This is a genomic window from Burkholderia sp. JP2-270, assembly GCF_003233675.1.
In the GTDB taxonomy this organism is placed as follows: Bacteria; Pseudomonadota; Gammaproteobacteria; order Burkholderiales; family Burkholderiaceae; genus Burkholderia; species Burkholderia pyrrocinia_C.
On sequence record NZ_CP029825.1, the window covers coordinates 1,392,300 to 1,415,494 of the forward strand.

Below are 23,195 nucleotides of genomic sequence, written 5' to 3' on the forward strand. Positions count from 1 at the left end.
AGGGGTTTCGCAAAAAATATAAGGCCCCGCACGCTGCCGCGTGCGGGGCCTTATATAGAAGCAACCGAACCGTCAGGCCGCGCGCACCTGGCGCGCGACGATCTCCATATAGTGATCGAGATTCGGCGTCACTTTTCCTGCTTCCTTCGCCGTATCGTCCCAGCGGCGCAGACGCAGCGCGTCCTCCGCAAACGGGCGCTGCAGGAACGCCGCCGTCTCCTCTTCGCTGAAGATGCCGCCCTGCAGCGCGAGGCTGCGCACCGAGTCCGGCGACAGGCTCTCGAAGTAGCGGGAGTCCGTGCGGCACAGGTAGCGCTTTGCATCGACGTGCAGCCGGATCGGCTCCAGCACCGCGTCGGAAAACAACGGCCGCAGAAACGGCAGCACGTAATACTGATGCAGGTCGTCGATCCCGCGCGCGCTCGGCGTCTCGCCCTGGCGATTCAGCAGATGCCCGAGGTCGTGCAAGAACGCCGCCGCCACCAGCGCTTCGTCGGCCCCCGCTTCTTCCGCCAGCAATCCGCTTTGCAACGCATGCTCGAGCTGCGTGACTGGTTCACCGCTATAGGCCGCATGGCCGTGCTCGCGATACAGCCCGTGGATCTCTTCCACCGTCAATGCCATTCGTTCACTCCCAGGGCAGCGAAAACGTCTTCAGGTTCGTGAAGCTCTTCATCGCCTCCTGAACGCCTTCCTTGTAACCGAGCCCCGAATCCTTGATCCCGCCGAACGGCGACAGCTCGATCCGATATCCGGGCACCTCCCATACATTCACGGTGCCGACGTTCAACTCGTTCACGAATCGCACGACGGCTGCCGTGCTGTCCGTACAGACACCCGACGACAGCCCGAACGCCGTCCCGTTGCTGATCCTGATCGCGTCGTCGATCGTGTCGAATGCGATGACGGGCGATACGGGGCCGAACGTCTCCTCGCGCACGAGCGCCATCGACGGATCGACGCTGTCGAGGACGGTCGGAGCATAAAGCGCGCCGCGCCGCACGTTGCCGGTCAGCAGGCGCGCGCCCCGCGCAACCGCCTCGTCGACCCGCGCCTCGAACAGCCGCGCTGCCGCCTCATCGATCACTGTGCCCATTTCGTTCGCGGGATCGAACGGATCGCCGTACTTCCACGCGCGCGTCTTCTCGACGAGCAGCTCGGTGAACGCGGGCGCGATCGAGCGCTGCACCAGCATCCGCTTGACGGCCGTGCAACGCTGGCCCGAATTCCGGTACGAGCCGACCACCGCCAGCGATGCCGCTCGTTCAAGATCGGCGTCTTCGAGAACGATCAGCGGATCGTTGCCGCCCAGCTCCAGCACGACGCGCCGGTAGCCGGCCCGCGCGACAATCGCCTTGCCGATTGCAACGCCGCCGGTAAACGTGATCAGCGATGCATGCGGATGCGTGACGAGTTCGTCCGCGATCTCGCGCGGATCGCCGGTCAGCACCTGCAGCATCGGCTCCGGCAGCCCGGCCTCATACAGCAGATCGGCCAGATAGAACGCCGACAGCGGCACCTTCTCCGACGGCTTCACGATCACGCGGTTGTTGGTCGCGATCGCCGGCGCGATCTTGTGCGCAACCTGGTTCATCGGATGATTGAACGGCGTGATCGCGACGATCACGCCGTCGAGCGGCTGCCGCTGCGAGAACACGCGCCGCGCCTTGCCGTGGGGCGTCAGGTCGCACGAGAAACTCTGCGCGTCGTCGCGCAGCGCCTCGACCGCCGCGAACTTCAGCACGTCGGCAACGCGGCCGATCTCGTAGCGGGAATCCCGTTTCGACAGCCCTGATTCGAGCGTGATCAGGTCGGACGCTTCCTCGGTGCGCTCACGCAGCAGCGCGGCAGCACGTTCGAGGATCTGCGAACGCTCGTAGCGCGTGAGCTTCGGCCGGTAGGCCATCGCATAACCGAACGCGGCGCGCACGTCGTCGACGCTGGCGAGCGGCGCAGTACCGACCCGGGCGCCCGTATAAGGATCGTCGATATCGAAGGTGCGCTCGCGCGTCGCACGCGTGCCGCGCCAGCGCAGCGCCGCGGCGCGAAACTCGGGATGGTCTTGCCGGGGGTGGGCCATCATGTCGCGATCCTGTTCAGCACGAAATCGAACACGTCGAAGTTGCGCGGGCGACGCGCGGGATCGTCCCGCTCGATGCGGCGATTGAACAGCAGCGGCACTTCCTGCTCCGACACGCCGCCATGCGAACGCAGCGGCACCGTGAGGCCCGACAGGTCGTGTTCGCGCTCGCGCGTGCCGAGCGTCATGTCGCGGCGGCCGATCACGACGAGATCGCCGATCCGGTCGGCCGGCAGCTCGAAACGTGCGGCGGCTTCCGCGTTGTCGAGCACGAGCTCGACACCGTCGAGGCCGCCGACGCGCCACATCGCCTCGGCACGGTCGACGCCCGGCGCCAGGTAGACGGTTGCAAACGAACCCAGCGCGCCGTGGTGCACGACGTACGGATCCGTGATCGGCAGAATCACGCGCGCAGCCTGAGCGCCGTACCAGCCGTCGAACGCATCCTGCAGATATACCACGTTCGGGCGGCCAGTCGCGGGATCGTGCTTCGCGTTCATCCCGTGGTCGGCCGTGAGCCCGATCGCCCAGCCGAGCGCGTCGAGCTGCGCGAGGTAACCGTCCATCATCGCGTAGAACGCGTTCGCGCCGGCGCTGCCCGGCTCGCACTTGTGCTGCACGTAGTCGGTGGTCGACAGGTACATCAGGTCGACCTGCCGCGTCTGCGCGAGCCGCACGCCGGCCGCGAATACGAATTCGGACAACGCCGCGCTGTAGACATCCGGCGACGGCAGGCCGACCCAGTCGAGCACGTCGGCGATGCCGTTTTCCGCGAGATTCGCCTGCGCGGCCTTCTCCGCGGAAAAGCAGATGCCGTTCATCTGCCAGCCGAGCAAACGGCGCAGCTTGTCTTTCGCTGTCACGACGGCCACCCGCGCTCCGGCGTCGGACGCCGCCGCGAGCAGCGTGCCGGCCCGCAGATAGGCCGGGTCGTTCATCATCACTTCGGCGCCGCGCCCGCCGTCGGCGGCCGCGTCCCAGAAATAGTTGCCGCAGATCCCGTGGACCGACGGCGGCACGCCGCAGACGATCGACAGGTTGTTCGGGTTGGTGAAGGTCGGCACGACGCAATCGGCGCGCCACGCCGTGCCTTCCGCGATCATCCGGCCGATGAACGGCGCGACGCCCGCTTCCACCGCACGTTCGAGATAGTCGTACTCGCAGCCGTCGACGCAGACGACGACGGTCGGCTCGACCGGCAGCCGGTAGCGCCGGCCGTTGACGTCGACCGAGCGTCCCGCGAGATCCGGCGAAGAGCCGGTCGCGGACGCTTCATCGGGACGGCGCAATGCGAACGCGGCGTTCATGATGCAGCCCGCGTGCCGCGCGGCACGCGCGCGGCGATCAGCAGCAGCGCCGCGAGCGACGCGCCGAGCATCAGCAGCGACAGCGCCGATGCCGGAAGGTAATAACCCCGCTCGACCTGGCCAATCACGACGATCGGCACGGTCGCGAAGCCGGGCGGATAAACCGTCAGCGTCGCGCCGAGCTCGCCGAGCGACAGCGCGAAGCCGAGCGCGAGGCTCGCGCGCAGCGCCGGCACGAGCTGCGGCAGCAGCACGCGGCGCAGCACCATCGCGGGCGGCGCACCGAGGCTCGCCGCGGCTTCGCGCAGCACGGTCAGCTCCGGACGCAGCGCGGCGGCCGCGCAGCGATAGCAGAACGGCAGAATCAGCGCGAGCTGCACGAGCACGACGATCGCCGCCGAGCTCGACAGGTCGACAGGCTTCTGGTGATACGCGATCAGCACCGCGAGCCCGAGCACGACGCTCGGCACACCGTTCGGCACCATCACGAGCGCGTCGACGACCGCGCCAAGGCCGCGCCGGTCGCGCCCTTCGAGCGCAAGCGCAAGCCACAGCCCGACGATCGTGCCGATCGCCGACACGCCGAAGCCGATTTCGAGGCTTGTCAGCAGCGCGTCGTATTCCGGCGAGCCGAGCCGCTCGAACCAGCGCAGGCTGTAGCCGGCCGGCAAGATCGTGCCAGACCATTGCGTCGACACGCTCGACAGCGCGACGACGATGACGGGCAGCGCGAACAGCCAGAAGCATGCGAACGCGGCCAGCGCGAGCGCGGCGCGCGACGCATGCTTGAGCAGCGCGTCGCTCCAGCCGATCCCGTGGCGCGGCACGGCCTGCCCGATACGGAATTCAGCGGACATCGCTCCCCCCATCGCACGCCGGTTCACCCGGCGATAAACCGTATACAGCGCCAGCGACAGCGCGAGCATCACGACCGCGCCGGCCGACGCGGTCGGCAGGTCGAGATCGACGGTCGCGCTGCTGTAGATCGCGACCGGCAGCGTCACGAGCCGCGCGCTGCCGAGCACGAGCAGGATCCCGAATTCGTTCAGCGTCAGCAGGAAACACAGCACGGTGCCGGCAGCGATGCCCGGCCACGCGATCGGCAGCACGACGCGGCGAGCGAGCATCCAGCCGGGCGCGCCGAGGCTGCGCGCGGCTTCGATCAGCCGCAGGTCGAGCGTCGCGAACGACGCGAGCGTCGGCCGCACGACGAACGGCGTATAGAACACGGTCTGCGCGAGAATCACGCCGCCGATGCCGAACAGGAAATCGAGCGGCGGATTCTCAAGATGGAACAGGTGCTGCAGCGCGATGCTGATCGACCCTTGCGAGCCGTACAGGAAGATCAGCGTGAACGCGACGAGGAACGACGGAAACGCGACGTACAGTTCCAGGAAGCGCGTGACCAGCGATGCACCCGGAAACGGCTTGAAGAACAGCAGCGCAGCCAGCAGCACGCCGAGCACCGATGCAGTGCCGGCGCTCGCGAACAGCACGCCGAGCGTCGTCAGCAGCACGTTGCGCGTGTCGGGGTTGCCGAAAAAGGTCCGGTACGCGGCAAAACTCAGCCCGTGATCGCCCGATACGCTCAGCAGCACGAGCCGCACCAGCGGATAGACGACGAGCGGGCCCAGCACGACGACCGCGAGCGCGGCCAGGTGCAGGTCGCCCATGCGCTTGCGGCGCCGCGCGACGGCAGCGTGCGCGGCGGCCGACGCGAGCACGTGCGGCGGCAGGCCAGCTTCAGGGCTCGATAAGGACGACATCGTCTGCCTCGCAGTGCAGGGAAACGCGCGCACCGCGCTCGGGAGCCGCGCCGCGGCCGCGTTGCATCGTGACGCGCACGGGTTCGTCGGGCGCCGCGTCGATCACGACCGCGATCGACAGGTCCGCGCCCTGCCATTCGACCGACGACACCGTGCCGTGCAGGCCGCCCGCCGCGAGCGGCATCACGGTCAGGCGCTCGGGACGCACGCACGCGACCTTGTCGCGCACTTCGTGACGCGGATCGCCCAGCGGGAAAATCACGCGCGGCGGCAACAGGTTCGCCTGGCCGAGATAGCGCGCGACGTAGCCGTCCTGCGGCGCGTCGTACAGCTGCTGCGGCGTGCCGAGCTGCGCGATGCGGCCGTCGCGCAGCAGCAGCGCGCGGTCGGACAGCACGAGCGCGTCGTCGCGGTCGTGCGTCACGCAGACGACGGTCAGGTTCGGTAGGCGCTCGTGCAGTGCCTTCAGTTCGCTGCGCACCGATGCGCGCAGGTTGGCGTCGAGCGCCGACAGCGGCTCGTCGAGCAGCAGCACGTCCGGCTCGATCACGAGCGCGCGGGCCAGCGCGACGCGCTGCTGCATTCCGCCCGACAGTTGCGCGGGCAGGTGGTGGCCCGCATCGCCGAGCTGCACGAGCTTGAGCGCGTCGGCGACGCGTCTCGTCACTTCCGACGACGCCATCCCGCGCGCGCGCAGCCCGAATGCGACGTTCTCGAACACCGACAGGTGCGGGAACAGCGCGTAATTCTGGAACAGCAGACCGAGATTGCGCTTGTGCGGCGGCGCATAGGTCAGGTCGCGTCCGGCAACGGTCAGCGTGCCTGTCAGGCCGTCGGCCTTCACGAACCCGGCGATGAAGCGCAGCAGCGTGGTCTTGCCGCAGCCGCTCTTGCCGAGCACGGTCAGAAATTCGCCGGCGCCGATCGACAGCGACAGATCTTCCAGCACCGTGCGTGCGCCGTAGCGCACGCTCAGGTGCTGGATCTGCACGCCGCCCGGCGCGCCGGACCGCAGCGTCGCGTGCGGTTCGGCGGCTCCGAATGCGCCGGGATGGGTCAGGGTGGTTTCCACCGGGTTCATCCTCTTGCTCGCTGATACAGGCGGCGTGCGCCGATCACTTCGGCTTGACGACGTCGAGCTGCTTGCCCGAGCTGCCGATCACGTCCTTCTTCCAGCGCTCGATCCACACCGGCTTCTTCGCCATCACCTGGGCCCAGTCGACCGGGATCAGCTTCACGCCGGCGATCGCCTTCTTGACCGCCTCGCCGTTCTTGCCGGCCAGCGGCACGTCCGTGCGGCCCGGGATGCCGTACATGTCCGGCACCTTCGACTGCACTTCCGTCGACATCAGGTAGTCGATCAGCTTCTTGCCGGCGTCCTGGTTCGGGCCGCTCTTGATCAGGCCGATGCCGTACGGGAGCTGGAACGTGGTCGGCTGGTCGCCTTCCTTCGCTGCCAGGAAGATCGGCTTGACGGACAGCGCGCCGTGTTCGGCATCGTCGAGGTCCATCTGCAGGTCGCCGTTCGCGACGCTGATCTCGTTACGCGACAGCAGCACGTTCAGGTAGCCCGTGCCCTTCGTGTGGAACTTCACGCTCTGCGACAGCTTCGCGAGGTAGTCGAACGCCTTGTCCTCGCCCATCAGCGAGGTCGTCAGGATCAGCACGGCCATCCCGTCGCCGGCCGTGGCCGGGTTCGAGTACGCGACCTTGCCGGCGTAGCTCGGCGACAGCAGGTCGGCGAACGTCTTCGGCTGGTTCTTCACGACGTCCGGGTTGATCGCGAACGAGAAGTAGTTGTTCACGAACGTCGCCCACGTACCGTCCTCGGCCTTCGCGATCGCCGGCACGTTCTTGTAGTTCACGCTCTGGTATGCCTGCAGCAGGCCCATCTGGCCGGCCTGCTGAATGAACGGCGGCAGCGTGACGATCACGTCGGCCTTCGGGGAATTCTTCTCGATGTTCGCGCGGTTGACGACCTCGCCGCTACCCGCCGTCACGATGTTGACCTTGACGCCTTCCTTCTTCTCGAAGGCCGGCAGCACATCGCGATAGAGGTTCTCGAGACCGTCCGCCGTATACAGCACGACCGCGTTTGCCGCATGCGCCGGCAGCGCGGCACCTTGCAGCAGACCGGCGGCGCAGGCGGCCAGCGCGAGCTTGCGGAACGCGCCGGCAGCGGCGCGCGAGGAATTCTGCAGTGTCATCTCACTTCTCCGTAGGCGGAATACCAAACGGCCGGGGCATGTCCGGCGCTGTCGGCCAGAGTCGTCGCTTCAGCACTTACCCTGGCCCCATGCTTCGCGGTCGGCCGGCGTTGGCGCTTCCGCACTTCCTCCGATCCCATGCAAGGCCTGTCATCTCCGGGCAGGCCGATAAGCGGCCCGCCTCGCCGCCGCGCTGCGATTGGTTTCGCGCGGCAACCGAAGGATCACAGCGTTCAATGACAAACCCGTGACGAGCGCCACAATTTCCAAAAAATGACACATTTTGCCAATATCATGCAAGTCATTCGGAAATGCCGCCCGGCGTTTCGTTCGCCCTTTGCTGGAGAAAAACCATGCCAGATCCGATCCTGCTCACGCCCGGCCCGCTCACCACGTCCGCCACAACCCGCCACGCGATGCAACATGACTGGGGCTCGTGGGACACCGCTTTCAACCAGATGACGGCCAGCGTCTGCACGGACCTCGTCGCGATCGCGCGCGGCGGCGGCGACTACGTGTGCGTGCCGATGCAGGGCAGCGGCACGTTCTCGGTCGAGGCCGCGCTCGGCACGCTGGTGCCGCGCGGCGGCGTCGTGCTCGTGCCCGACAACGGCGCGTATTGCGCGCGCATCCTGAAGATCCTCGGCCGGCTCGGCATCGATGCGATCGCGTTGCCGTTCGGCGAGGACGCGGCCGTCGACGCGGCCGCGGTCGAGGCCGCGTTCGCACGCGAGCCGCGCATCACGCACGTCGCCCTCGTGCACCTGGAGACGAGCGCCGGCATCCTGAACCCGCTGGACGCGATCGCGGCCGTGTGCCGGCTGCACGGCAAGCGGCTGATCGTCGATGCGATGAGTTCGTTCGGCGCGCTGCCGATCGCGCTGGCGGACAGCGGCATCGATGCGCTGATCTCGGCGAGCGGAAAATGCCTCGAAGGCGTGCCGGGGATGGGTTTCGCGATCGTGCGGCGCGACGCGCTCGACGCGAGCGAAGGCAACGCGCGGTCGCTTGCGCTCGATCTTCACGATCAATATGCGTACCTGCGCAAGACGGGCCAGTGGCGCTTCACACCGCCGACGCATGTGATCGCCGCGCTGCGCGCCGCGCTCGACCAGTACCTCGCCGAAGGTGGCCAGCTCGCGCGCGGCGCGCGCTATGCGGAGAATTGCCGGACGCTGGTCGAATCGATGCGCACGCTCGGCTTCGTGCCGTTCCTCGACGAGAGCGTGCAGGCACCCGTGATCGTCACGTTCCACGCGCCCGACCATCCGGCCTACGATTTCCGCCGCTTCTACGACGCGGTGCGCGACGCGGGTTTCATCCTGTATCCGGGCAAGCTCACGCAGCTCGAGACGTTCCGCGTCGGCTGCATCGGCGCGATCGATGCCGACGATATCCGGCGCGCGGTCGCGGCAATCGCGCAGGCGGTCGAATCGCTCGGCATCACCGTGCGGCGCGCATAACGCGGCACGGGAGCCGGGACTCAAGCCGGCACACCGGCGGGCGCCCATACAAAAAAGCCCGGCGGCCAACCGGCCGCCGGGCGAACGCACGAGATGTGCGTGGAGTTTGTGCTTACAGCTCGATCCGCTTGATGTCGCCGACGACGAAGATGTACGACAGCGCACCGGCCAGCGCGATCACGCCGATGAACACGAGCGCGCCGACGAACGAGCCGGTCGACGCGACGATGAAGCCGACGACGAGCGGCGTGACGATCCCCGCAAGGTTTGCCGCGAAGTTGAAGATGCCGCCCGTGACGCCGAGCAGGCCGTCCGGTGCAATGTCCGACACGAGCGTCCAGCCGAGCGCGGCCATCCCCTGCGCGAAGAATGCGACCGACATGATCGCGATCACGGCCTCGTTGCTCTGCACGTAGTTCGCGAGAATGATCGTCGATGCGAGCAGCAGGCCCGCGATGATCGGCAGCTTGCGCGCGAGGTTCGCGGACTTGCCGCGGCGCAGCAGCCAGTCGGAGAAGATCCCGCCGAACATCACGCCGACCGACGCGGCGATGAACGGCATCACCGCAAAGAAGCCGATCTTCAGCCAGCCCATGTGGCGCTCGGTCGCGAGATAGGTCGGGAACCAGGTCAGGAAGAACACGAGCGTCGAGTTGCCGGCGAACTGGCCGAGGCAGATGCCCGCGAGCTGGCGCTTCTTCAACAGCTGGCCGGCCATCGCCCAGCTGAACTTCTTCTGCTCGCCCTTGCCGCCGTTGTTGCCGTCCTTGCGTGCGCCGTGCACGAGACCGCCGCCCGCCTCGATATACGCAAGTTCCTCCGGGTTCGCGCCCGGATGATCACGCGGCTCGTGATAGAACTTCCACCAGACCAGGCCGAACGCGATGCCGACCGCGCCGACGACCCAGAACAGCGAGCGCCAGCCGAACGCGCCCATCAGCGCGAACAGCACGGGGCTGAAGAACGCGAGGCCGATGTACTCGCCGACGGTATAGGTGCCCGTCGCCATCGCGCGCTCGTTCTGCGGGAACCACGTCGCGACGACGCGGCTGTTGGTCGGGAAGCACGGCGCCTCCGTCACGCCGAGGCCGAGCCGGCATGCGAGCAGCGTCGCGATGCCCGGCACGAAGCCCTGCAGGAACGTGCACAGCGACCACAGCGTCATCGACCAGTAATAGGTGATCTTGCTGCCGAAGCGGTCGAGGAACAGGCCGCCGGGCACCTGCATCGCGACGTACGTCCACGAAAACGCGGAGAACATGATGCCCATCACGGCCGCGTTGATGCCGAGCTCCTTGGTGAGCTGCGGCGCAGCCACCCCCAGCACGGTGCGGTCGAGGTAGTTGATCATCGTGCCGATCGCAAGCAGCGCGAGAATCTTGTAGCGCGCCGAGGTGCGCCGGACCGTGCCGGCCGCCTGCGCCGGCGCGGCACTCGTATGGGTGGTGTGCTGCATGGTCGTCTCCTGGTCTTTCTTTCTATAAGGGGGTCAGCGCGCGACGAGCGACTGAAAGTGATCGAACATCCGCTCGGGGTCGGGCGTGCGTCCGGTGAAGATCTCGAACGCGTCGACGGCCTGATAGACGGCCATCCCGCCACCTGGCAGCGTGGCGCAGCCGGCCGCGCGCGCGGCGCGGATCAGTTCGGTTTCAAGCGGGAAATACACGATGTCGGCTACCCACATGCCCGCGTGGAGCAGCTCGGCCGGCAGCGGCAGGCCCGGGTGCTTGGTCATGCCGGTCGGCGTCGCGTGGATCAGGCCCGTCGCGGCGCGCATCGCGGCCGCGAGATCGTCGCCGGACGGAGCGCCGCCCGATGCAACGCGCGCGGCCGGGAAGCGCTGCTGCAGCTCGCCCGCGAGCGCGGTGGCGCGCGCGCCATCGACATCGAAAATCGTCAGTTCGGCCGCGCCCATCTGCAGCGCAGCATGGGCCACGGCCGCGCCCGCGCCGCCCGCGCCGAGCTGGACGACGCGTTCGAGCGACGCGCCGGGCAGCCCGCGGCGGAACGATTTCGCGAAGCCCGACCAGTCGGTGTTGTGGCCGATCCGCTTGCCGTCCTTGAACAGCACGGTGTTTACCGCGCCGAGCGCACGGGCGTCGTCCGACAGTTCATCGAGGTGTTCGATCACACGCTGCTTGCACGGGTGCGTGATGTTGAGCCCGTTGTAGCCCATCCGCTGCGCAGCATCGAGCAGTTGCGGCAGCGCGTCGGCGGTCACGCCGAGCACGTCGAGATCGATGCGTCGGTAGACGTAGCCGAAGCCCTGGCGAAAGCCTTCTTCCTCGTGCATCGCGGGCGACAGCGAACCGCCGATACCCTGGCCGATCAGGCCGATCAGAAACGACGGGCGGCTCATCGCGCGGCTCCCTGCGCAAACAGCGTCGACAGACGCTGCAGCGCGAACACGTAGCCTTCGGTGCCGCAGCCGCAGATCACGGCTTCGGCGACCGCCGACACATAGGAATGGTGGCGGAACGCCTCGCGGCGATGCACGTTCGAGATATGCACTTCGATCACCGGCTTCGCGATCGCGGAAAGCGCATCGGCCAGCGCCACCGACGTATGCGTATAGGCGGCCGGGTTGATCACGATGCCGTGCGTGTCGTGACGCGCCGCATGCAGCCAGTCGATCAGTTGGTGCTCCGCGTTCGACTGACGGAAATCGATCTCCAGCCCGAGCCCGTCGGCCGCCGCGCGGCAGCGCTGCTCGACGTCGGCGAGCGTTTCCGCGCCGTAGATATGGGGCTCGCGTGTCCCCAGCAGATTCAGGTTCGGGCCGTTCAGCACCAGCACCTTGTGCTTGCTCATGGTGATTCTGCTCCTAAAACGGGGGCGAATCGCTAGTCGACTTCGCACCCTGACGTCAAGATTTGGCGCTAGTGTGCGCTTGCGAAAGCGCAATGTCTTTTCGGGTTTTCGCTAATTTGTACCATCTAGTTAGTTTGTATAATCCATGTCACCTACCCAGTAAATTCGGGATATGGCGTGCGCCCGGAACTCAATGACTGGTTCATTCAGGGCCGGTTCGACCGACGCCATGCCCCGCTCGTCCGCAGGATTCGCCCATGCAGCGCTCGATCGCCACCGTGTCACTGTCCGGCACGCTCGCCGAGAAGCTCGCCGCCATCCAGGCCGCAGGCTTCGACGGCGTCGAAATCTTCGAAAACGACCTCGTCTACTTCGACGGATCGCCGGCCGACGTCCGGCGCATGGCCGCCGATCTCGGTCTCGACATCGTGCTGTTCCAGCCGTTTCGCGACTTCGAGGGCGTGAGCGCGGCACAGCTCGCACGCAACCTTGATCGCATCAAGCGCAAGTTCGACGTGATGCACGCGCTCGGCACTGACCGCATCCTCGTCTGCAGCAACGTGTCGGCCGACACGATCGCGGACGACGGGCTGCTCGTCGACCAGCTCGGCGTGCTCGCCGAAGCCGCCCGGGAGGCCGGCGTGGTCGCCGCGTACGAAGCGCTTGCGTGGGGCCGTGTCGTGAACCGGTACGGCCATGCGTGGAAACTCGTGAATGCGGTGAACAATCCGCATCTCGGCCTCGCGCTCGACAGCTTCCACACGCTGTCGCTCGACGATTCGCCGGATGCGATCGCCGCGATTCCCGGCGACCGCATCGCATTCGTGCAGATCGCCGATGCGCCGAAACTCGCGATGGACGTGCTCGAATGGAGCCGCCACTACCGCTCGTTCCCGGGTCAGGGCGACTTTGACCTCGCGCGCTTCACCGCGCGTGTGATCGAATCGGGCTACACGGGGCCGCTGTCGCTCGAGATCTTCAATGACGGCTTCCGCGCGGCGCCGACCGCGATCACGGCCGCCGACGGCCATCGCTCGCTGCTCTATCTGGAAGAACTGACACGCGCGCGGCTTGCGCAGGACGGCCGTGCGCCGGCCGCCGGCCAGCCGCTCTTCGCGCCGCCGGCGCCGCCCGCGCACGTCGGGTTCCAGTTCATCGAATTTGCGGTCGACGCGCAGGCGGCGGCGACCGTCGGCGAATGGCTTGGCAAGATGCGCTTCCGGCTCGCCGGCCGGCATCGCTCGAAGGACGTGACGCTGTTCCAGCACGGCGCCGCGTCGATCGTGCTGAACGCGGAGCGCGACTCGTTCGCCGATGTGTTCTTCCAGCGGCACGGGCTGTCGCTGTGCGCGTCGGCGTTCCGCGTCGACGACGCGAAAGTGGCATTCGAACGCGCGGCCGGCTTCGGCTATGTACCGTTCTCCGGCCGCGTCGGGCCGAACGAGCGCGTGCTGCCGAGCGTGCAGGCACCGGACGGCAGCCTCGAGTATTTCGTCGACGAAGCGCCGAACGCGCCGACGCTGTATGAATCGGACTTCGTGCTGACCGACATCGACGGCCCGAGCGAAGTCGGCCCGCTGACGGGCATCGACCATGTGTGCCTCGCGCTGCCGGCCGACGCGCTCGACACGTGGATCCTGTTCTTCAAGACGGCGTTCGGCTTCGAGGCCGAGCGCAGCTGGCTCGTGCCCGATCCGTACGGGTTGATGCGCAGCCGTGCGGTGCGCAGCGCCGACGGCTCGGTGCGGATCGCGCTGAACGCGTCGGTCGACCGTCACACCGCCGTCGCCGAATCGCTCGACCGTTACCACGGCACGGGGCTGAACCACGTCGCGTTCCGCACCGACGACATCGTGAAGACGATCGCCGCGTTCGCGGCCGACGGTGTACCGTTCCTGCGCATTCCGCCGAACTACTACGACGATCTCGCCGCGCGCTACGCACTGCCGGACGAACTGATCGACACGCTGAGCGCGCACCACCTGCTGTACGACCGCGACGAGCACGGCGGCGAATTCCTGCACGCGTATACGGAACTGGTCGACAACCGCTTCTCGCTCGAGATCGTCGAGCGGCGCGGCGGATACGACGGCTACGGCGCGGCGAACGCGGCCGTGCGGCTCGCCGCGCAGGCGCAGCGCAGGAAATAAGGGAAGGACGCGAATCAAGGGCTTGGGGCCGGAGCACGTCCCGGCCGCGGCCGACTCAAAGGGCCGCATCCGACATGCACCATCGTGGCGAATCGGGCGGCCGAGCACCAGCCCGCGCGGCTAACCGCGACCCGGCCGGGAGCCGCACTCCGTATGACGTTACATACGGTAACCCGTACCGCAGCGCAGCATCGCGTCGCCCGCCACGGTTTTAAGAATCGCTTAAGTCTTCGACGGCACCATCCGCAACCAGTACCCGATGGTTATCTCGAAAAGGAGCAAAGCGATGAGCGCCGTAGAAGCACCCGCGGGCCGCCAGGCCGCGCCCCCTGCAAAGAAGACGATGCTGCGCCGCCTGCTCAGTCATCACGAAATCGCGACGCTGCTCGTGCTGCTGCATGCACCGATCGGCGCGAACGCCAAAGCCGAATTGCCTGCGCTGCAGGAAGCCGGTCTCGTCGAGATGGTCAAGCTCGACCCCGATACGGCCCCGAGCTTTCGGCTGACCGAAGACGGCACGGCCGTCCTGAAAGGGCTCGGCTACCGCTGAACCGCAGCTGTTCCGCCCGCTCCCCGGTTTCACGCCCCCTCCCGCCCATTCGCCGCGTCGGCTTCGCCGGCCGGCACCTCGTCACCCCGCCCGCTCCTGCAGCATCAACCGGTATTCCGTCGGCGTCACGCCGACCGTCGCCTTGAACTGGCGCGTGAACGCGCTGTGATCCGTGTAGCCGCATAGCGCCGCGACGTCGGTCACCTTGTCGTGCGTGACGAGCAGCGCGGTAGCCGCATCGAGCCGCGTCTTCAGCAGCACCTGGCGCGGCGTCAGGTGGAACACCTTGTGGAAATAGCGTTCGAGCTGCGCGACCGACATCCCGGCCATCTGCGCGAGATGCTTCAGGTTCAGCGGCTGCACGTAGTGATCCTGGATATGCTGGACCACGTCGGCGAGCTTGCTGTAGGCCGGATGCGATCCCTCGTGCGCCTTCAGGTCGCGCGAGATGCCCGCGAGGCCGACCACCCTGCCCGCGGCGTCGCGCAGCGGCTCCTTGCAGGTCAGGCACCAGCCCGGCTGGCGGCCCGGATACAGGTGCAGCTCGAGCTGGTCCATCAGTTGCTGGCCGGCGTTGATCGTCGCCATGTCCTGCTCGAAATAGCTGCGGCCGAAGCGGCGCGGAAACACTTCGTCGGTCGTCTTGCCGAGCAGGTCGCGCTTGTCCTTGTAGCCGCAGCGCATCGCCAAAGTGCGGTTGACGAGCGCGTAGCGGCCGCTCGCATCCTTCACGAAGAACGCGACGTCCGGCAGCGCATCGAACACCGGTTCGAGCAGGCGGAAGTGCGCGAGCATCGCGCCGAAATCGGCGTTGTCGGGCTGGTAGCGCAACGTATCGGACAGGCTCATGGGCGGTACGGCAAGCAAGGTCGTCATCCCGGCATCCGCGAGGCGAGTGGCAGATGGCGTCGATTATAGGATCGCCCCTTCAATCGCGTCGCGCCGATCGCTGGGGCGGGCAAGCTGGCGGCAGCCGTCGCATCGCGCCGCCGATCGGCCGGCATCGGCAAGCGACATACGTTGCGCGCGCAACTACTGCGCTGCGGCTACGGCGGCCGGCCGCGAATCCGCATGCGCCGCCGCATTCAGCCACGCATGCGCCGATGCCGACCTGCCGTGTTGACGCACCGGCAACGCGCGCCCGAATCCACCATCCTAAAAAACATGGACGCACAGCGTCTTGGCGCGTTTGCGCACTCTGCATGACGATTTCGGCATATATCAGGGTTATCGACGATATGCCGATATCGTCGCCGGCCGCGCACCGAACGCGCAAGACGCGCGCATTTTCGCTGTCTAGACTTCGCTTCACGGTCACGAGACGACACCGCGCCGCTGCAGCAATCGGCGCGCACGGCCCGCCGCATCACCCGCAGCGCACGCCGATTCCGGCACAGCCCAGGCTGCATGCGACGAGTGGGTACGGCCCTCGCACCGGCCTGCCGACCGAGACGTCTCGCCCGGTTTACCGGCGCCGGCCCGCTAGCCGGCGGCGGCCCAACCACGCCATCAAGGGGAAGTGAAAGTGAAGCTGAAGGTATCGCACGTCGCGCTGGCTGCCGCCTGCGCACTGTCGGGCACGCACGCCATCGCCGCCGACGTCGTCAAGATCGGTTTCGCCGCACCGCTGACCGGCCCGCAGTCGAACTACGGCACGGACATGCAGAAGGGCGTGCAGCTCGCGATCGCCGACTTCAACGCGACGCGTCCGACGATCGGCGGCAAGCCCGTCACGTTCCAGCTCGACTCGCAGGACGACCAGGCCGACCCGCGCACAGGCACGACCGTCGCGCAGCGGCTGATCGACGACAACGTCCGCGGGATCATCGGCCACTTCAACTCGGGCACCAGCATTCCAGCATCCGACCTGTACGATCGCGCGGGGCTGCCGCAGATCTCGATGGCGACGTCGCCGCAATACACGGCGCGCGGCTACAAGACGACCTACCGGCTGCTGACAAGCGACGCGCAAGCGGGCCGCATCGTCGGCACGTACGCGGTGAAGACGCTACGCTTCAAGCGCATCGCGATCATCGACGACCGCACGGCCTACGGGCAGGGCATCGCCGACGAATTCGCGAAGGCCGTGGAGGCGGCGGGCGGCACGATCGTCAAGCGCGACTTCACGAACGACAAGGCGCTCGATTTCTCGGCGATCCTGACCAACCTGAAGGGCGTCAATCCGGACGCGGTCTTCTACGGCGGCGGCGACGCGCAATCGTCGCCGATGATCCGCAAGATGCGTCAGCTCGGGATGAAGTCGGCGTTCGTGACGGGCGAGATGTCGCGCTCGCCGACGTTCCTGAAGGTCGGCGGCGAAGCGGCCGAAGGCGCGATCGTGTACATGGGCGGGCTGCCGAAGGAAAAGATGCCGGGCTTCGCCGGCTACGCGGCCCGCTACAAGGCCCGCTTCAACGAAGACGTGGTCACGTACTCGCCGTACTCGTATGACGGCACGATCGCGCTGCTCACCGCGATGAAGGACGCGAACTCGACCGACCCGAAGGTATACACGCCGTATCTCGGCAAGGTGTCGGTCAAGGGTGTGTCGGCCCCCAGCATCGCGTACGACACGAAGGGCGACCTGAAGGATGCGCCGGTCACGATCTACAAGGTCGAGCACGGCACGTTCAAGCCGGTCGATACGATCGCCGGCAACTGATACGCGAGACCTGCCCCGCGCGGCGCGTGAGCGGCTCACCGGCCGCCCGCGCCGCGCACGCTTCGACTGGACGTCCGAAGCCTTCCTCGGCGCACGCCCGCGCTCGCGCATTTCGCGCTCCTGTAGAATCCCCCCACCCGCTTTGACGCTTCGTCTGCGCCGCGCCCCATCCCGGTGCGGCGGTGTGTGTTTCGTGCCCCATCCGGCACCCGGCACGCCTCGACGACGCAAGCCGCGCCTTGTCAGTCCATGCCGATAGCGGGCCCTGGAGACGCAGCACCGACAACAACATTCGAAAACCGATCGTCCTGACCATGCAAGCTTCCGAATTGAGCGGCGTGCCTCGCGCCGCCGAACGCGCGCTCACGCGCAGCGACTACAAGACCCTTGGCCTCGCCGCACTCGGCGGCGCCCTCGAGTTCTACGACTTCATCATCTTCGTGTTCTTCGCACCGGCGATAGGGCAGCTGTTCTTCCCGCACGACATTCCCGACTGGCTGCGCCAGTTGCAGACGTTCGGCATCTTCGCGGCCGGCTATCTCGCGCGTCCGCTCGGCGGCGTGATCATGGCGCACTTCGGCGACCTGTTCGGCCGCAAGCGGATGTTCACGCTGAGCGTGCTGATGATGTCCGTGCCGACGCTGCTGATGGGCCTGCTGCCGACCTACGACTCGATCGGCATCCTCGCGCCGGTGTTGCTGCTGCTGTTCCGCGTGCTGCAGGGCGCGGCGGTCGGCGGCGAAGTGCCGGGTGCGTGGGTGTTCGTGTCCGAGCATGTGCCGTCGCGCCATATCGGCTATGCCTGCGGCACGCTGACCGCGGGCCTCACGGCCGGCATCCTGCTCGGCTCGCTCGTCGCCGCCGGCATCAACAGCCGTTACTCGAGCGCCGAAGTCGGTGCGTTCGCCTGGCGCATCCCGTTCCTGCTCGGCGGCGTGTTCGGGCTGTTCTCCGTGTACCTGCGCCGCTGGCTGCATGAAACGCCGGTGTTCGCCGAGATGAAGGCGAAGAAGGCGCTCGCGGCCGAGATTCCGCTGAAGGCCGTGCTGCGCGACCACGGCCGCGCGGTGATCGTATCGATGCTGCTCACGTGGATGCTGTCGGCGGCGATCGTCGTCGTGATCCTGATGACGCCCGCGCTGCTGCAGAAGCAGTTCCACCTGACGCCCGCGACGACGCTGTTCGCGAACAGCGTCGCGACGCTGTGCCTGACGGCCGGCTGCATCACCGCGGGTTCGCTCGCGGGCTGGATCGGCGCGAAGCGCGTACTCGGCATCGGCGGCCTCGGGCTCGCTGCGTGCTACTACCTGCTGTTCGTGCAGGTCGCGGCCGACGCGTCGACGCTGCCGCTCTACTACGGGATCGCGGGTTTCATGGTCGGCACGATCGGCGCGGTGCCGTTCGTGATGGTCAAGAGCTTCCCGGCCGTCGTGCGCTTCTCGGGCATCTCGTTCTCGTACAACGTCGCGTATGCGATCTTCGGCGGCCTCACGCCGGTGATCGTGTCGCTGATGATGAAGTCGAATCCGCTCGCACCGGTCGTGTACGTCGCGGCGATCTGCGTGCTCGGCGCGATCGCCGTGCAGTTCTCGAAGGATGCGAAGGACGTGAAGGACGCGCACTGAACGCGGCGCACGCGCCCGTCCCATGAACAAAGGGCCGAATCCCGCGGCGTGCGGGATTCGGCCCTTTCGTTTTGCGTCAGCGCAACGGCGCCCGCGCGATCAGCGCAGGCCGCCGTACGACGAACTCGGACGACGCAGGCCGTCGATGCTCGCGCCGCCGGCGCCGGTGACGAACAGCAGCAGGAAACCGCCGGCTATCGAGATGTTCTTCCAGAAATGGATCACCATCTCGTGCTGGACCGCGGCGTCCGTCGCGTCCCAGAAATTGTGCCCGACCATCGCGGTCGCGACCGTATAGAACGCCATCAGCAGCGCGAGCGGCTTCACCTTGTAGCCGACGATCAGCAGCAGGCCGCCGAGCCCCTCGATCGCGACGACGATCGGTGCGACAACCTGCGGATACGGCACGTTCAGCCCGTGCAGGTAACCGACGAAATCGCCGTAGCCGAGCAGCTTCATCACGCCGCCCCACAGGAACAACGCCGCCAGCGCCAGGCGTGCAAAAAAAATGACGCCGGAATCGACGGAACGCGTCATGCCTCTCTCCTCGTATGCAGTTCGGCCGGCCGGACGTGGCGCGCCCACGCGGCTCGGGGCCGCGCGACCCTGCGGCGTCCGCGGCAAATGGGCCAGCATAGAGGGTCTTTCGGCCGTGTCCAAGAAAAAGGTTGTAGCAAATCTTTACACTGCGGCGGCCGCGCGGCCGGTGGTCGCGGCACGAAAACAGCGTTTAGCCCGCGTCGCTCAACAGCACGCCTTTCTTGAAGATGAAACAACCGTAGCCGCGCAGCTCGCCGGTGACGATCACCGCATACGCCTGCTGCGCGCGCTCGTAGAACGCGAAACGCTCGATGCCCGTGAGCGGCACCGCGCGCCCTTCCGCGCGGTCGATCTCGGCCTGCACCTCGCGCTGCACGGGCGGCACCGCGGCCGCGTCGCCGACGACTTCCATCCGCCATGCGGGCGTGTCGACGTACGTGTCGAGCGGCAGCACGGACAGCACCGCACGCGCGACGCGCGCCGAATCGGCGCCGTCGATCCGCAGCGCGCGGCCGACCACCGTGTGCTCCGCGACGGATTCCGCCGGAAAATTCGCGTCGCAGATCGCGATTTCGTCACCGTGGCCCATCGCGCGCAGCGTGTGCAGGATGTCGGCGTGCAGCAGCGGGTCGAGATTCTTCAGCATGTCGGCTTGTCTCCGGGATCAGGAACGAACGCATAACGTTACCCGATCCCGATCGCCGCCGGGCAGGTATCGCTCGCGTCACGACGCCGTGACCGGCATTTCGTCGATGAAACCCGTGACCGATGCGAGACGGCCTGACGCGTCGACGGTGCCGAAGTCCGAGCCCTTCACGATCGCCGCGCCGTCGGGCGACACGAGCGTCCACGAGAACCGCAGATGCTGGCCGAACGCGTCGACGTCGGTCGTGCGGCGGAAGCGGTACGCGGGGAAACGCTCCTGCACGGCCGCGATCATCGTGTCGATGCCCGCGTGGCCGTCGCCGGCCATCAGCGGATCGCGATAGGTCGCATCGCTCGCGTAGGTCGCCTCGATCAGCGCGCGGCGGCGCGCGACGTCGGGTTCGTTCCATGCGTCGAAGTAGCGGTCGATCAGGTCGGCGTGAGCGGACTGTGCGGATTGGGTGGTGTTCATTGCGAGGCTCCTTGCGTCGATGAGGGGACGATGTCGCGAACGTTTCGTGTCCGCGTGCAGCCATCGTCGCCGGCCTCGCGCGGGCGGTCGATTACGTGCGAGGTAAGGAATTCGCGCCGGCCGCGTACGACACGCATGCGCCGAATCGCGAACCAGCCGCCACAGCGAAAACGGGCGCCCGTGGGCGCCCGCATCGTCTGCCGTCACCACCGCGCGGTCAGGTCACCGGCGCCGGATTGAACAGCGTCAGCGCATTCGCGAGCTTCCATTGCTCGGCCCACGTGCGGCGCTTGCCGCTCGCGACGTCGAGCATCAGCCGGAACAGTTCCCAGCCCACGTCCTCGATCGTGGCCGCGCCAGTCGCGATCTGCCCGGCGTCGAGATCCATCAGGTCGTGCCAGCGGCGCGCGAGATCGCTGCGCGTCGCGACCTTGATCACCGGCACCTGCGCGAGACCGTACGGCGTGCCGCGGCCGGTCGTGAACACGTGCAGGTTCATCCCCGCCGCGAGTTGCAGCGTGCCGCAGATGAAGTCGCTCGCGGGCGTCGCCGCGTACAGCAGCCCTTTCTGCCGCGCGCGATCGCCGGGGCGCACGACGCCTGCGATCGGCGCGCTGCCCGACTTCACGATCGAACCCATCGCCTTCTCGACGATGTTCGACAGGCCGCCTTTCTTGTTGCCGGGCGTCGTGTTCGCGCTGCGGTCGACGCGGCCGCGCTGCAGGTAGCGGTCGTACCAGTCCATCTCGCGGATGATCTCGCGTGCGATATCCTCGTTCGCCGCGCGCGACGTGAGCTGCGCGACGCCGTCGCGCACTTCGGTCACCTCGGAGAACATGATCGTCGCGCCCGCGCGCACGAGCAGGTCGGCCGCGAAGCCGACGGCCGGGTTCGCGGTGAGCCCCGAGAACGCGTCGCTGCCGCCGCATTGCACGCCTACGACGAGATCCGACGCGGGGCACGTCTCGCGGCGACGGCGGTTCAGCCGCTCGAGATGCGATTCGGCCATCGTCATGATCGAGTCGATCATCGAGTTGAAGCCGACGTGCGCGGCATCCTGCAGGCACACGACGCCGCCGTTGTCGGTCGCACCGTCGGCGGCCACCGGAATCGTGCCGGGCGGCAGCAGGCGCTCGGGCTGCAGCTTCTCGCAGCCGAGGCTCACGGTCATCACCTCGCCGCCGAAGTTCGGGTTCAGGCTGATGTTGCGCAGCGTGCGGATCGGGATGTCGGCGTCGGGCGCATCGATCGCGACGCCGCAACCGTACGTGTGCTCGAGCCCGACCACGTCGTCGACGTTCGGGTAGCGCGGCAGCAGCTCGGCCTTGATCCGCTTCACCGCATGCTCGACGACGCCCGACACGCACTGCACGGTGGTCGTGATCGCGAGGATGTTGCGCGTGCCGACCGAGCCGTCGGCATTGCGGAAGCCCTCGAACGTATAACCTTCGAGCGGCGCCAGCGGCGGCGCGGCACGCGTCGCGAGCGGCAGGTCGTCGAGCCCCGGCGGCTCGGGCATGCGCATCGTGCGCTCGTTGACCCAGCTGCCGCGCCGCAGGTCGGTCAGCGCATAGCCGATCACCACGTTGTAGCGGACGATCGGGTCGCCGGCCGCGAGGTCGGCAAGCGCGACCTTGTGCCCCTGCGGCACGCCTTCGCGCAGCGTCAGCCCGTCGGCGAACGTCGCACCTTCGCGCAGGCCGCCGTCGTTGACGACGATCGCGACGTTGTCGTCCGGATGCACGCGGATATAAAGAGGAGAAGCAGTCATCGGAATTTCCTGGAAGCGGCCGGTCATATCGTTAGTCATCATACGACATTCGACATCAACCGGGGATTCTGCGTAAACCCGTATCCGGAAAGACCCTACTATCGGACGACCAGCAAACCGCTTGCGCCACCTTTTCCCTCGTTGTACGATGACATACAACGACATCGCCAATGTGGCTCGTATGCCGTTCCCGACGAACCCAGCACTCGCGCTAGACGGACGACCCCAACCATGACTTCACCGCAAGAACTCAAACAGATCATTTCCCACGGCCTGCTGTCGTTTCCGCTGACCGACTTCGCCGCCGACGGCAGCTTCCGCCCGACCACCTATGCCGAGCGCCTCGAATGGCTGGCGCCGTATGGCGCGAGCGCGCTGTTCGCGGCCGGCGGCACCGGTGAATTCTTCTCGCTCACGCAGCGCGAGTATTCGGACGTGATCCGCGTCGCGACGGAAACCTGCAAGGGCAAGGTGCCGATCCTCGCCGGCGCGGGCGGCGCGACGCGCGTCGCGATCGAATATGCTCAGGAAGCCGAGCGCCTCGGCGCGAGCGGCGTGCTGCTGATGCCGCACTACCTGACCGAAGCAAGCCAGGAAGGGATCGCCGACCACGTCGAGCAGGTGTGCCGCGCGCTGAAGATCGGCGTCGTGGTGTACAACCGCGCGAATTCGAAGCTGAACGCCGACATGCTCGAGCGCCTCGCCGACCGTTGCCCGAACCTGATCGGCTTCAAGGACGGCGTCGGCGAAATCGAAAGCATGGTCACGATCCGCCGCCGCCTCGGCGACCGGTTCGCGTACCTCGGCGGCCTGCCGACGGCCGAAGTCTATGCCGCCGCGTACAAGGCGCTCGGCGTGCCGGTGTACTCGTCGGCCGTGTTCAACTTCATCCCGAAGACGGCGATGGAATTCTACGAAGCGATCGCGAAGGACGACCACGCAACGGTCGGCCGCCTGATCGACGATTTCTTCCTGCCGTACCTGAAGATCCGCAATCGCCGAGCAGGTTATGCGGTCAGCATCGTGAAGGCGGGCGCGAAGCTCGTCGGCCACGACGCGGGCCCCGTGCGCGCACCGCTCGTCGACCTCACCGACGATGAAGCGGCGGAGCTCGACGTGCTGATCAGGAAGATGGGCCCGCAGTAA

At 67.3% G+C, this 23,195-nt stretch carries 20 protein-coding genes and 1 pseudogene; 6 read left to right on the forward strand and 15 right to left on the reverse strand.

All coding sequences use genetic code 11. The features are described 5' to 3' along the window. Nucleotides 1–72: 72 nt before the first annotated feature. From DM992_RS24145 to phnS, 7 genes and pseudogenes are all read right to left on the reverse strand, one after another. Entirely contained in the window at nucleotides 73–624 is a 552-nt protein-coding gene (locus DM992_RS24145) for a phosphonate degradation HD-domain oxygenase (RefSeq protein ID WP_111018953.1), read from the reverse strand. A 4-nt stretch (nucleotides 625–628) separates the two neighbouring features. Next, nucleotides 629–2,083: a phosphonoacetaldehyde dehydrogenase gene (gene phnY, locus DM992_RS24150; RefSeq protein WP_111018954.1), complete on the reverse strand. Its 1,455-nt coding sequence runs from the start codon at nucleotides 2,081–2,083 to the stop codon at nucleotides 629–631. Then, on the reverse strand, nucleotides 2,080–3,387 hold the full coding sequence (gene phnA / locus DM992_RS24155; RefSeq protein ID WP_162631723.1) for a phosphonoacetate hydrolase: 1,308 nt from the start codon (nucleotides 3,385–3,387) through the stop codon (nucleotides 2,080–2,082). The genes phnY and phnA overlap by 4 nt, the downstream gene beginning before the upstream one ends. Then, nucleotides 3,384–4,244: a 2-aminoethylphosphonate ABC transport system, membrane component PhnV gene (gene phnV / locus DM992_RS42360; RefSeq protein WP_204356180.1), complete on the reverse strand. Its 861-nt coding sequence runs from the start codon at nucleotides 4,242–4,244 to the stop codon at nucleotides 3,384–3,386. The genes phnA and phnV overlap by 4 nt, the downstream gene beginning before the upstream one ends. A gap of 3 nt (nucleotides 4,245–4,247) precedes the next feature. Further along, nucleotides 4,248–5,153, reverse strand: a pseudogene (phnU, locus tag DM992_RS42365) (2-aminoethylphosphonate ABC transporter permease subunit); the annotation flags it as partial. Then, entirely contained in the window at nucleotides 5,131–6,234 is a 1,104-nt protein-coding gene (gene phnT, locus DM992_RS24165) for a 2-aminoethylphosphonate ABC transport system ATP-binding subunit PhnT (RefSeq protein WP_111018956.1), read from the reverse strand. The pseudogene phnU and the gene phnT, both read right to left, overlap by 23 nt. Nucleotides 6,235–6,268: 34 nt before the next feature. Beyond that, the gene (gene phnS, locus DM992_RS24170) at nucleotides 6,269–7,360 is read right to left on the reverse strand and encodes a 2-aminoethylphosphonate ABC transporter substrate-binding protein (RefSeq protein WP_111018957.1); all 1,092 of its coding nucleotides are present in this window, start codon (nucleotides 7,358–7,360) and stop codon (nucleotides 6,269–6,271) included. A 353-nt stretch (nucleotides 7,361–7,713) separates the two neighbouring features. Here phnS and DM992_RS24180 point away from each other — a divergent pair, with 353 nt between their 5' ends. Then, nucleotides 7,714–8,823: a 2-aminoethylphosphonate--pyruvate transaminase gene (locus DM992_RS24180; protein ID WP_111018958.1), complete on the forward strand. Its 1,110-nt coding sequence runs from the start codon at nucleotides 7,714–7,716 to the stop codon at nucleotides 8,821–8,823. 112 nt (nucleotides 8,824–8,935) lie between these two features. Here the strand turns inward: DM992_RS24180 and DM992_RS24185 are convergent, their stop codons facing one another. From DM992_RS24185 to aroQ, 3 genes are read right to left on the reverse strand one after another with little or no spacing between them, the layout of a single operon-like run. Continuing rightward, nucleotides 8,936–10,279 (reverse strand): MFS transporter, encoded by a 1,344-nt coding sequence (locus tag DM992_RS24185; RefSeq protein ID WP_111018959.1) that lies wholly within the window; start codon nucleotides 10,277–10,279, stop codon nucleotides 8,936–8,938. Between the two features lie 33 nt (nucleotides 10,280–10,312). Then, nucleotides 10,313–11,182 carry a shikimate dehydrogenase gene (locus DM992_RS24190; protein ID WP_111018960.1) on the reverse strand — a complete coding sequence of 290 codons (870 nt, stop codon included), beginning with the start codon at nucleotides 11,180–11,182 and terminating at the stop codon, nucleotides 10,313–10,315. After that, nucleotides 11,179–11,634: a type II 3-dehydroquinate dehydratase gene (gene aroQ / locus DM992_RS24195; RefSeq protein ID WP_034181783.1), complete on the reverse strand. Its 456-nt coding sequence runs from the start codon at nucleotides 11,632–11,634 to the stop codon at nucleotides 11,179–11,181. Before aroQ ends, DM992_RS24190 begins: the two co-directional genes overlap by 4 nt. Before the next feature lie 257 nt (nucleotides 11,635–11,891). Between aroQ and DM992_RS24200 the strand changes: the two genes are divergently transcribed. Together DM992_RS24200 and DM992_RS24205 are read left to right on the forward strand one after the other, a co-directional pair. Beyond that, nucleotides 11,892–13,784 carry a sugar phosphate isomerase/epimerase and 4-hydroxyphenylpyruvate domain-containing protein gene (locus tag DM992_RS24200; RefSeq protein ID WP_111018961.1) on the forward strand — a complete coding sequence of 631 codons (1,893 nt, stop codon included), beginning with the start codon at nucleotides 11,892–11,894 and terminating at the stop codon, nucleotides 13,782–13,784. A gap of 286 nt (nucleotides 13,785–14,070) precedes the next feature. After that, nucleotides 14,071–14,334: a hypothetical protein gene (locus DM992_RS24205; RefSeq protein ID WP_034181781.1), complete on the forward strand. Its 264-nt coding sequence runs from the start codon at nucleotides 14,071–14,073 to the stop codon at nucleotides 14,332–14,334. A gap of 81 nt (nucleotides 14,335–14,415) precedes the next feature. Here DM992_RS24205 and DM992_RS24210 read toward each other — a convergent pair whose 3' ends face one another. Further along, entirely contained in the window at nucleotides 14,416–15,210 is a 795-nt protein-coding gene (locus DM992_RS24210; RefSeq protein ID WP_111018962.1) for an AraC family transcriptional regulator, read from the reverse strand. 649 nt (nucleotides 15,211–15,859) lie between these two features. On the opposite strand from DM992_RS24210, the gene DM992_RS24215 reads away from it, so the two are divergent. Then, a complete protein-coding gene (locus tag DM992_RS24215; RefSeq protein ID WP_111020369.1) occupies nucleotides 15,860–16,996 on the forward strand; it encodes a branched-chain amino acid ABC transporter substrate-binding protein in 1,137 nt (378 codons plus the stop codon). A 314-nt stretch (nucleotides 16,997–17,310) separates the two neighbouring features. Further along, nucleotides 17,311–18,621: an MFS transporter gene (locus DM992_RS24220; RefSeq protein WP_111018963.1), complete on the forward strand. Its 1,311-nt coding sequence runs from the start codon at nucleotides 17,311–17,313 to the stop codon at nucleotides 18,619–18,621. A 99-nt stretch (nucleotides 18,622–18,720) separates the two neighbouring features. On the opposite strand, the gene DM992_RS24225 is transcribed toward DM992_RS24220, so the two are convergent. The 4 genes from DM992_RS24225 to garD all read right to left on the reverse strand — a co-directional run bounded on the left by DM992_RS24225 (nucleotide 18,721) and on the right by garD (nucleotide 22,049). Further along, nucleotides 18,721–19,158, reverse strand: a complete 438-nt coding sequence (locus DM992_RS24225) for a DoxX family protein (RefSeq protein WP_072444614.1) — start codon at nucleotides 19,156–19,158, stop codon at nucleotides 18,721–18,723. 193 nt (nucleotides 19,159–19,351) lie between these two features. Continuing rightward, nucleotides 19,352–19,807, reverse strand: a complete 456-nt coding sequence (locus tag DM992_RS24230; protein ID WP_111018964.1) for an RbsD/FucU family protein — start codon at nucleotides 19,805–19,807, stop codon at nucleotides 19,352–19,354. A gap of 78 nt (nucleotides 19,808–19,885) precedes the next feature. Continuing rightward, entirely contained in the window at nucleotides 19,886–20,278 is a 393-nt protein-coding gene (locus DM992_RS24235) for a nuclear transport factor 2 family protein (RefSeq protein ID WP_111018965.1), read from the reverse strand. 217 nt (nucleotides 20,279–20,495) lie between these two features. Then, nucleotides 20,496–22,049, reverse strand: coding sequence for a galactarate dehydratase (garD, locus tag DM992_RS24240; protein ID WP_105391105.1), 1,554 nt, complete (start codon nucleotides 22,047–22,049; stop codon nucleotides 20,496–20,498). A 231-nt stretch (nucleotides 22,050–22,280) separates the two neighbouring features. Between garD and kdgD the strand changes: the two genes are divergently transcribed. Next, on the forward strand, nucleotides 22,281–23,195 hold the full coding sequence (gene kdgD / locus DM992_RS24245; protein ID WP_111018966.1) for a 5-dehydro-4-deoxyglucarate dehydratase: 915 nt from the start codon (nucleotides 22,281–22,283) through the stop codon (nucleotides 23,193–23,195).

What these genes read in the sequence shown, in the direction of transcription:
- DM992_RS24145 (WP_111018953.1), bottom strand. Translation starts at nt 624, where the DNA reads ATGGCATTGACGGTGGAAGAGATCCACGGGCTGTATCGCGAGCACGGC.
- phnY (WP_111018954.1), bottom strand. Translation starts at nt 2,083, where the DNA reads ATGATGGCCCACCCCCGGCAAGACCATCCCGAGTTTCGCGCCGCGGCG.
- phnA (WP_162631723.1), bottom strand. Translation starts at nt 3,387, where the DNA reads ATGAACGCCGCGTTCGCATTGCGCCGTCCCGATGAAGCGTCCGCGACC.
- phnV (WP_204356180.1), bottom strand. Translation starts at nt 4,244, where the DNA reads ATGTCCGCTGAATTCCGTATCGGGCAGGCCGTGCCGCGCCACGGGATC.
- phnT (WP_111018956.1), bottom strand. Translation starts at nt 6,234, where the DNA reads ATGAACCCGGTGGAAACCACCCTGACCCATCCCGGCGCATTCGGAGCC.
- phnS (WP_111018957.1), bottom strand. Translation starts at nt 7,360, where the DNA reads ATGACACTGCAGAATTCCTCGCGCGCCGCTGCCGGCGCGTTCCGCAAG.
- DM992_RS24180 (WP_111018958.1), top strand. Translation starts at nt 7,714, where the DNA reads ATGCCAGATCCGATCCTGCTCACGCCCGGCCCGCTCACCACGTCCGCC.
- DM992_RS24185 (WP_111018959.1), bottom strand. Translation starts at nt 10,279, where the DNA reads ATGCAGCACACCACCCATACGAGTGCCGCGCCGGCGCAGGCGGCCGGC.
- DM992_RS24190 (WP_111018960.1), bottom strand. Translation starts at nt 11,182, where the DNA reads ATGAGCCGCCCGTCGTTTCTGATCGGCCTGATCGGCCAGGGTATCGGC.
- aroQ (WP_034181783.1), bottom strand. Translation starts at nt 11,634, where the DNA reads ATGAGCAAGCACAAGGTGCTGGTGCTGAACGGCCCGAACCTGAATCTG.
- DM992_RS24200 (WP_111018961.1), top strand. Translation starts at nt 11,892, where the DNA reads ATGCAGCGCTCGATCGCCACCGTGTCACTGTCCGGCACGCTCGCCGAG.
- DM992_RS24205 (WP_034181781.1), top strand. Translation starts at nt 14,071, where the DNA reads ATGAGCGCCGTAGAAGCACCCGCGGGCCGCCAGGCCGCGCCCCCTGCA.
- DM992_RS24210 (WP_111018962.1), bottom strand. Translation starts at nt 15,210, where the DNA reads ATGACGACCTTGCTTGCCGTACCGCCCATGAGCCTGTCCGATACGTTG.
- DM992_RS24220 (WP_111018963.1), top strand. Translation starts at nt 17,311, where the DNA reads ATGCAAGCTTCCGAATTGAGCGGCGTGCCTCGCGCCGCCGAACGCGCG.
- DM992_RS24225 (WP_072444614.1), bottom strand. Translation starts at nt 19,158, where the DNA reads ATGACGCGTTCCGTCGATTCCGGCGTCATTTTTTTTGCACGCCTGGCG.
- DM992_RS24230 (WP_111018964.1), bottom strand. Translation starts at nt 19,807, where the DNA reads ATGCTGAAGAATCTCGACCCGCTGCTGCACGCCGACATCCTGCACACG.
- DM992_RS24235 (WP_111018965.1), bottom strand. Translation starts at nt 20,278, where the DNA reads ATGAACACCACCCAATCCGCACAGTCCGCTCACGCCGACCTGATCGAC.
- garD (WP_105391105.1), bottom strand. Translation starts at nt 22,049, where the DNA reads ATGACTGCTTCTCCTCTTTATATCCGCGTGCATCCGGACGACAACGTC.
- kdgD (WP_111018966.1), top strand. Translation starts at nt 22,281, where the DNA reads ATGACTTCACCGCAAGAACTCAAACAGATCATTTCCCACGGCCTGCTG.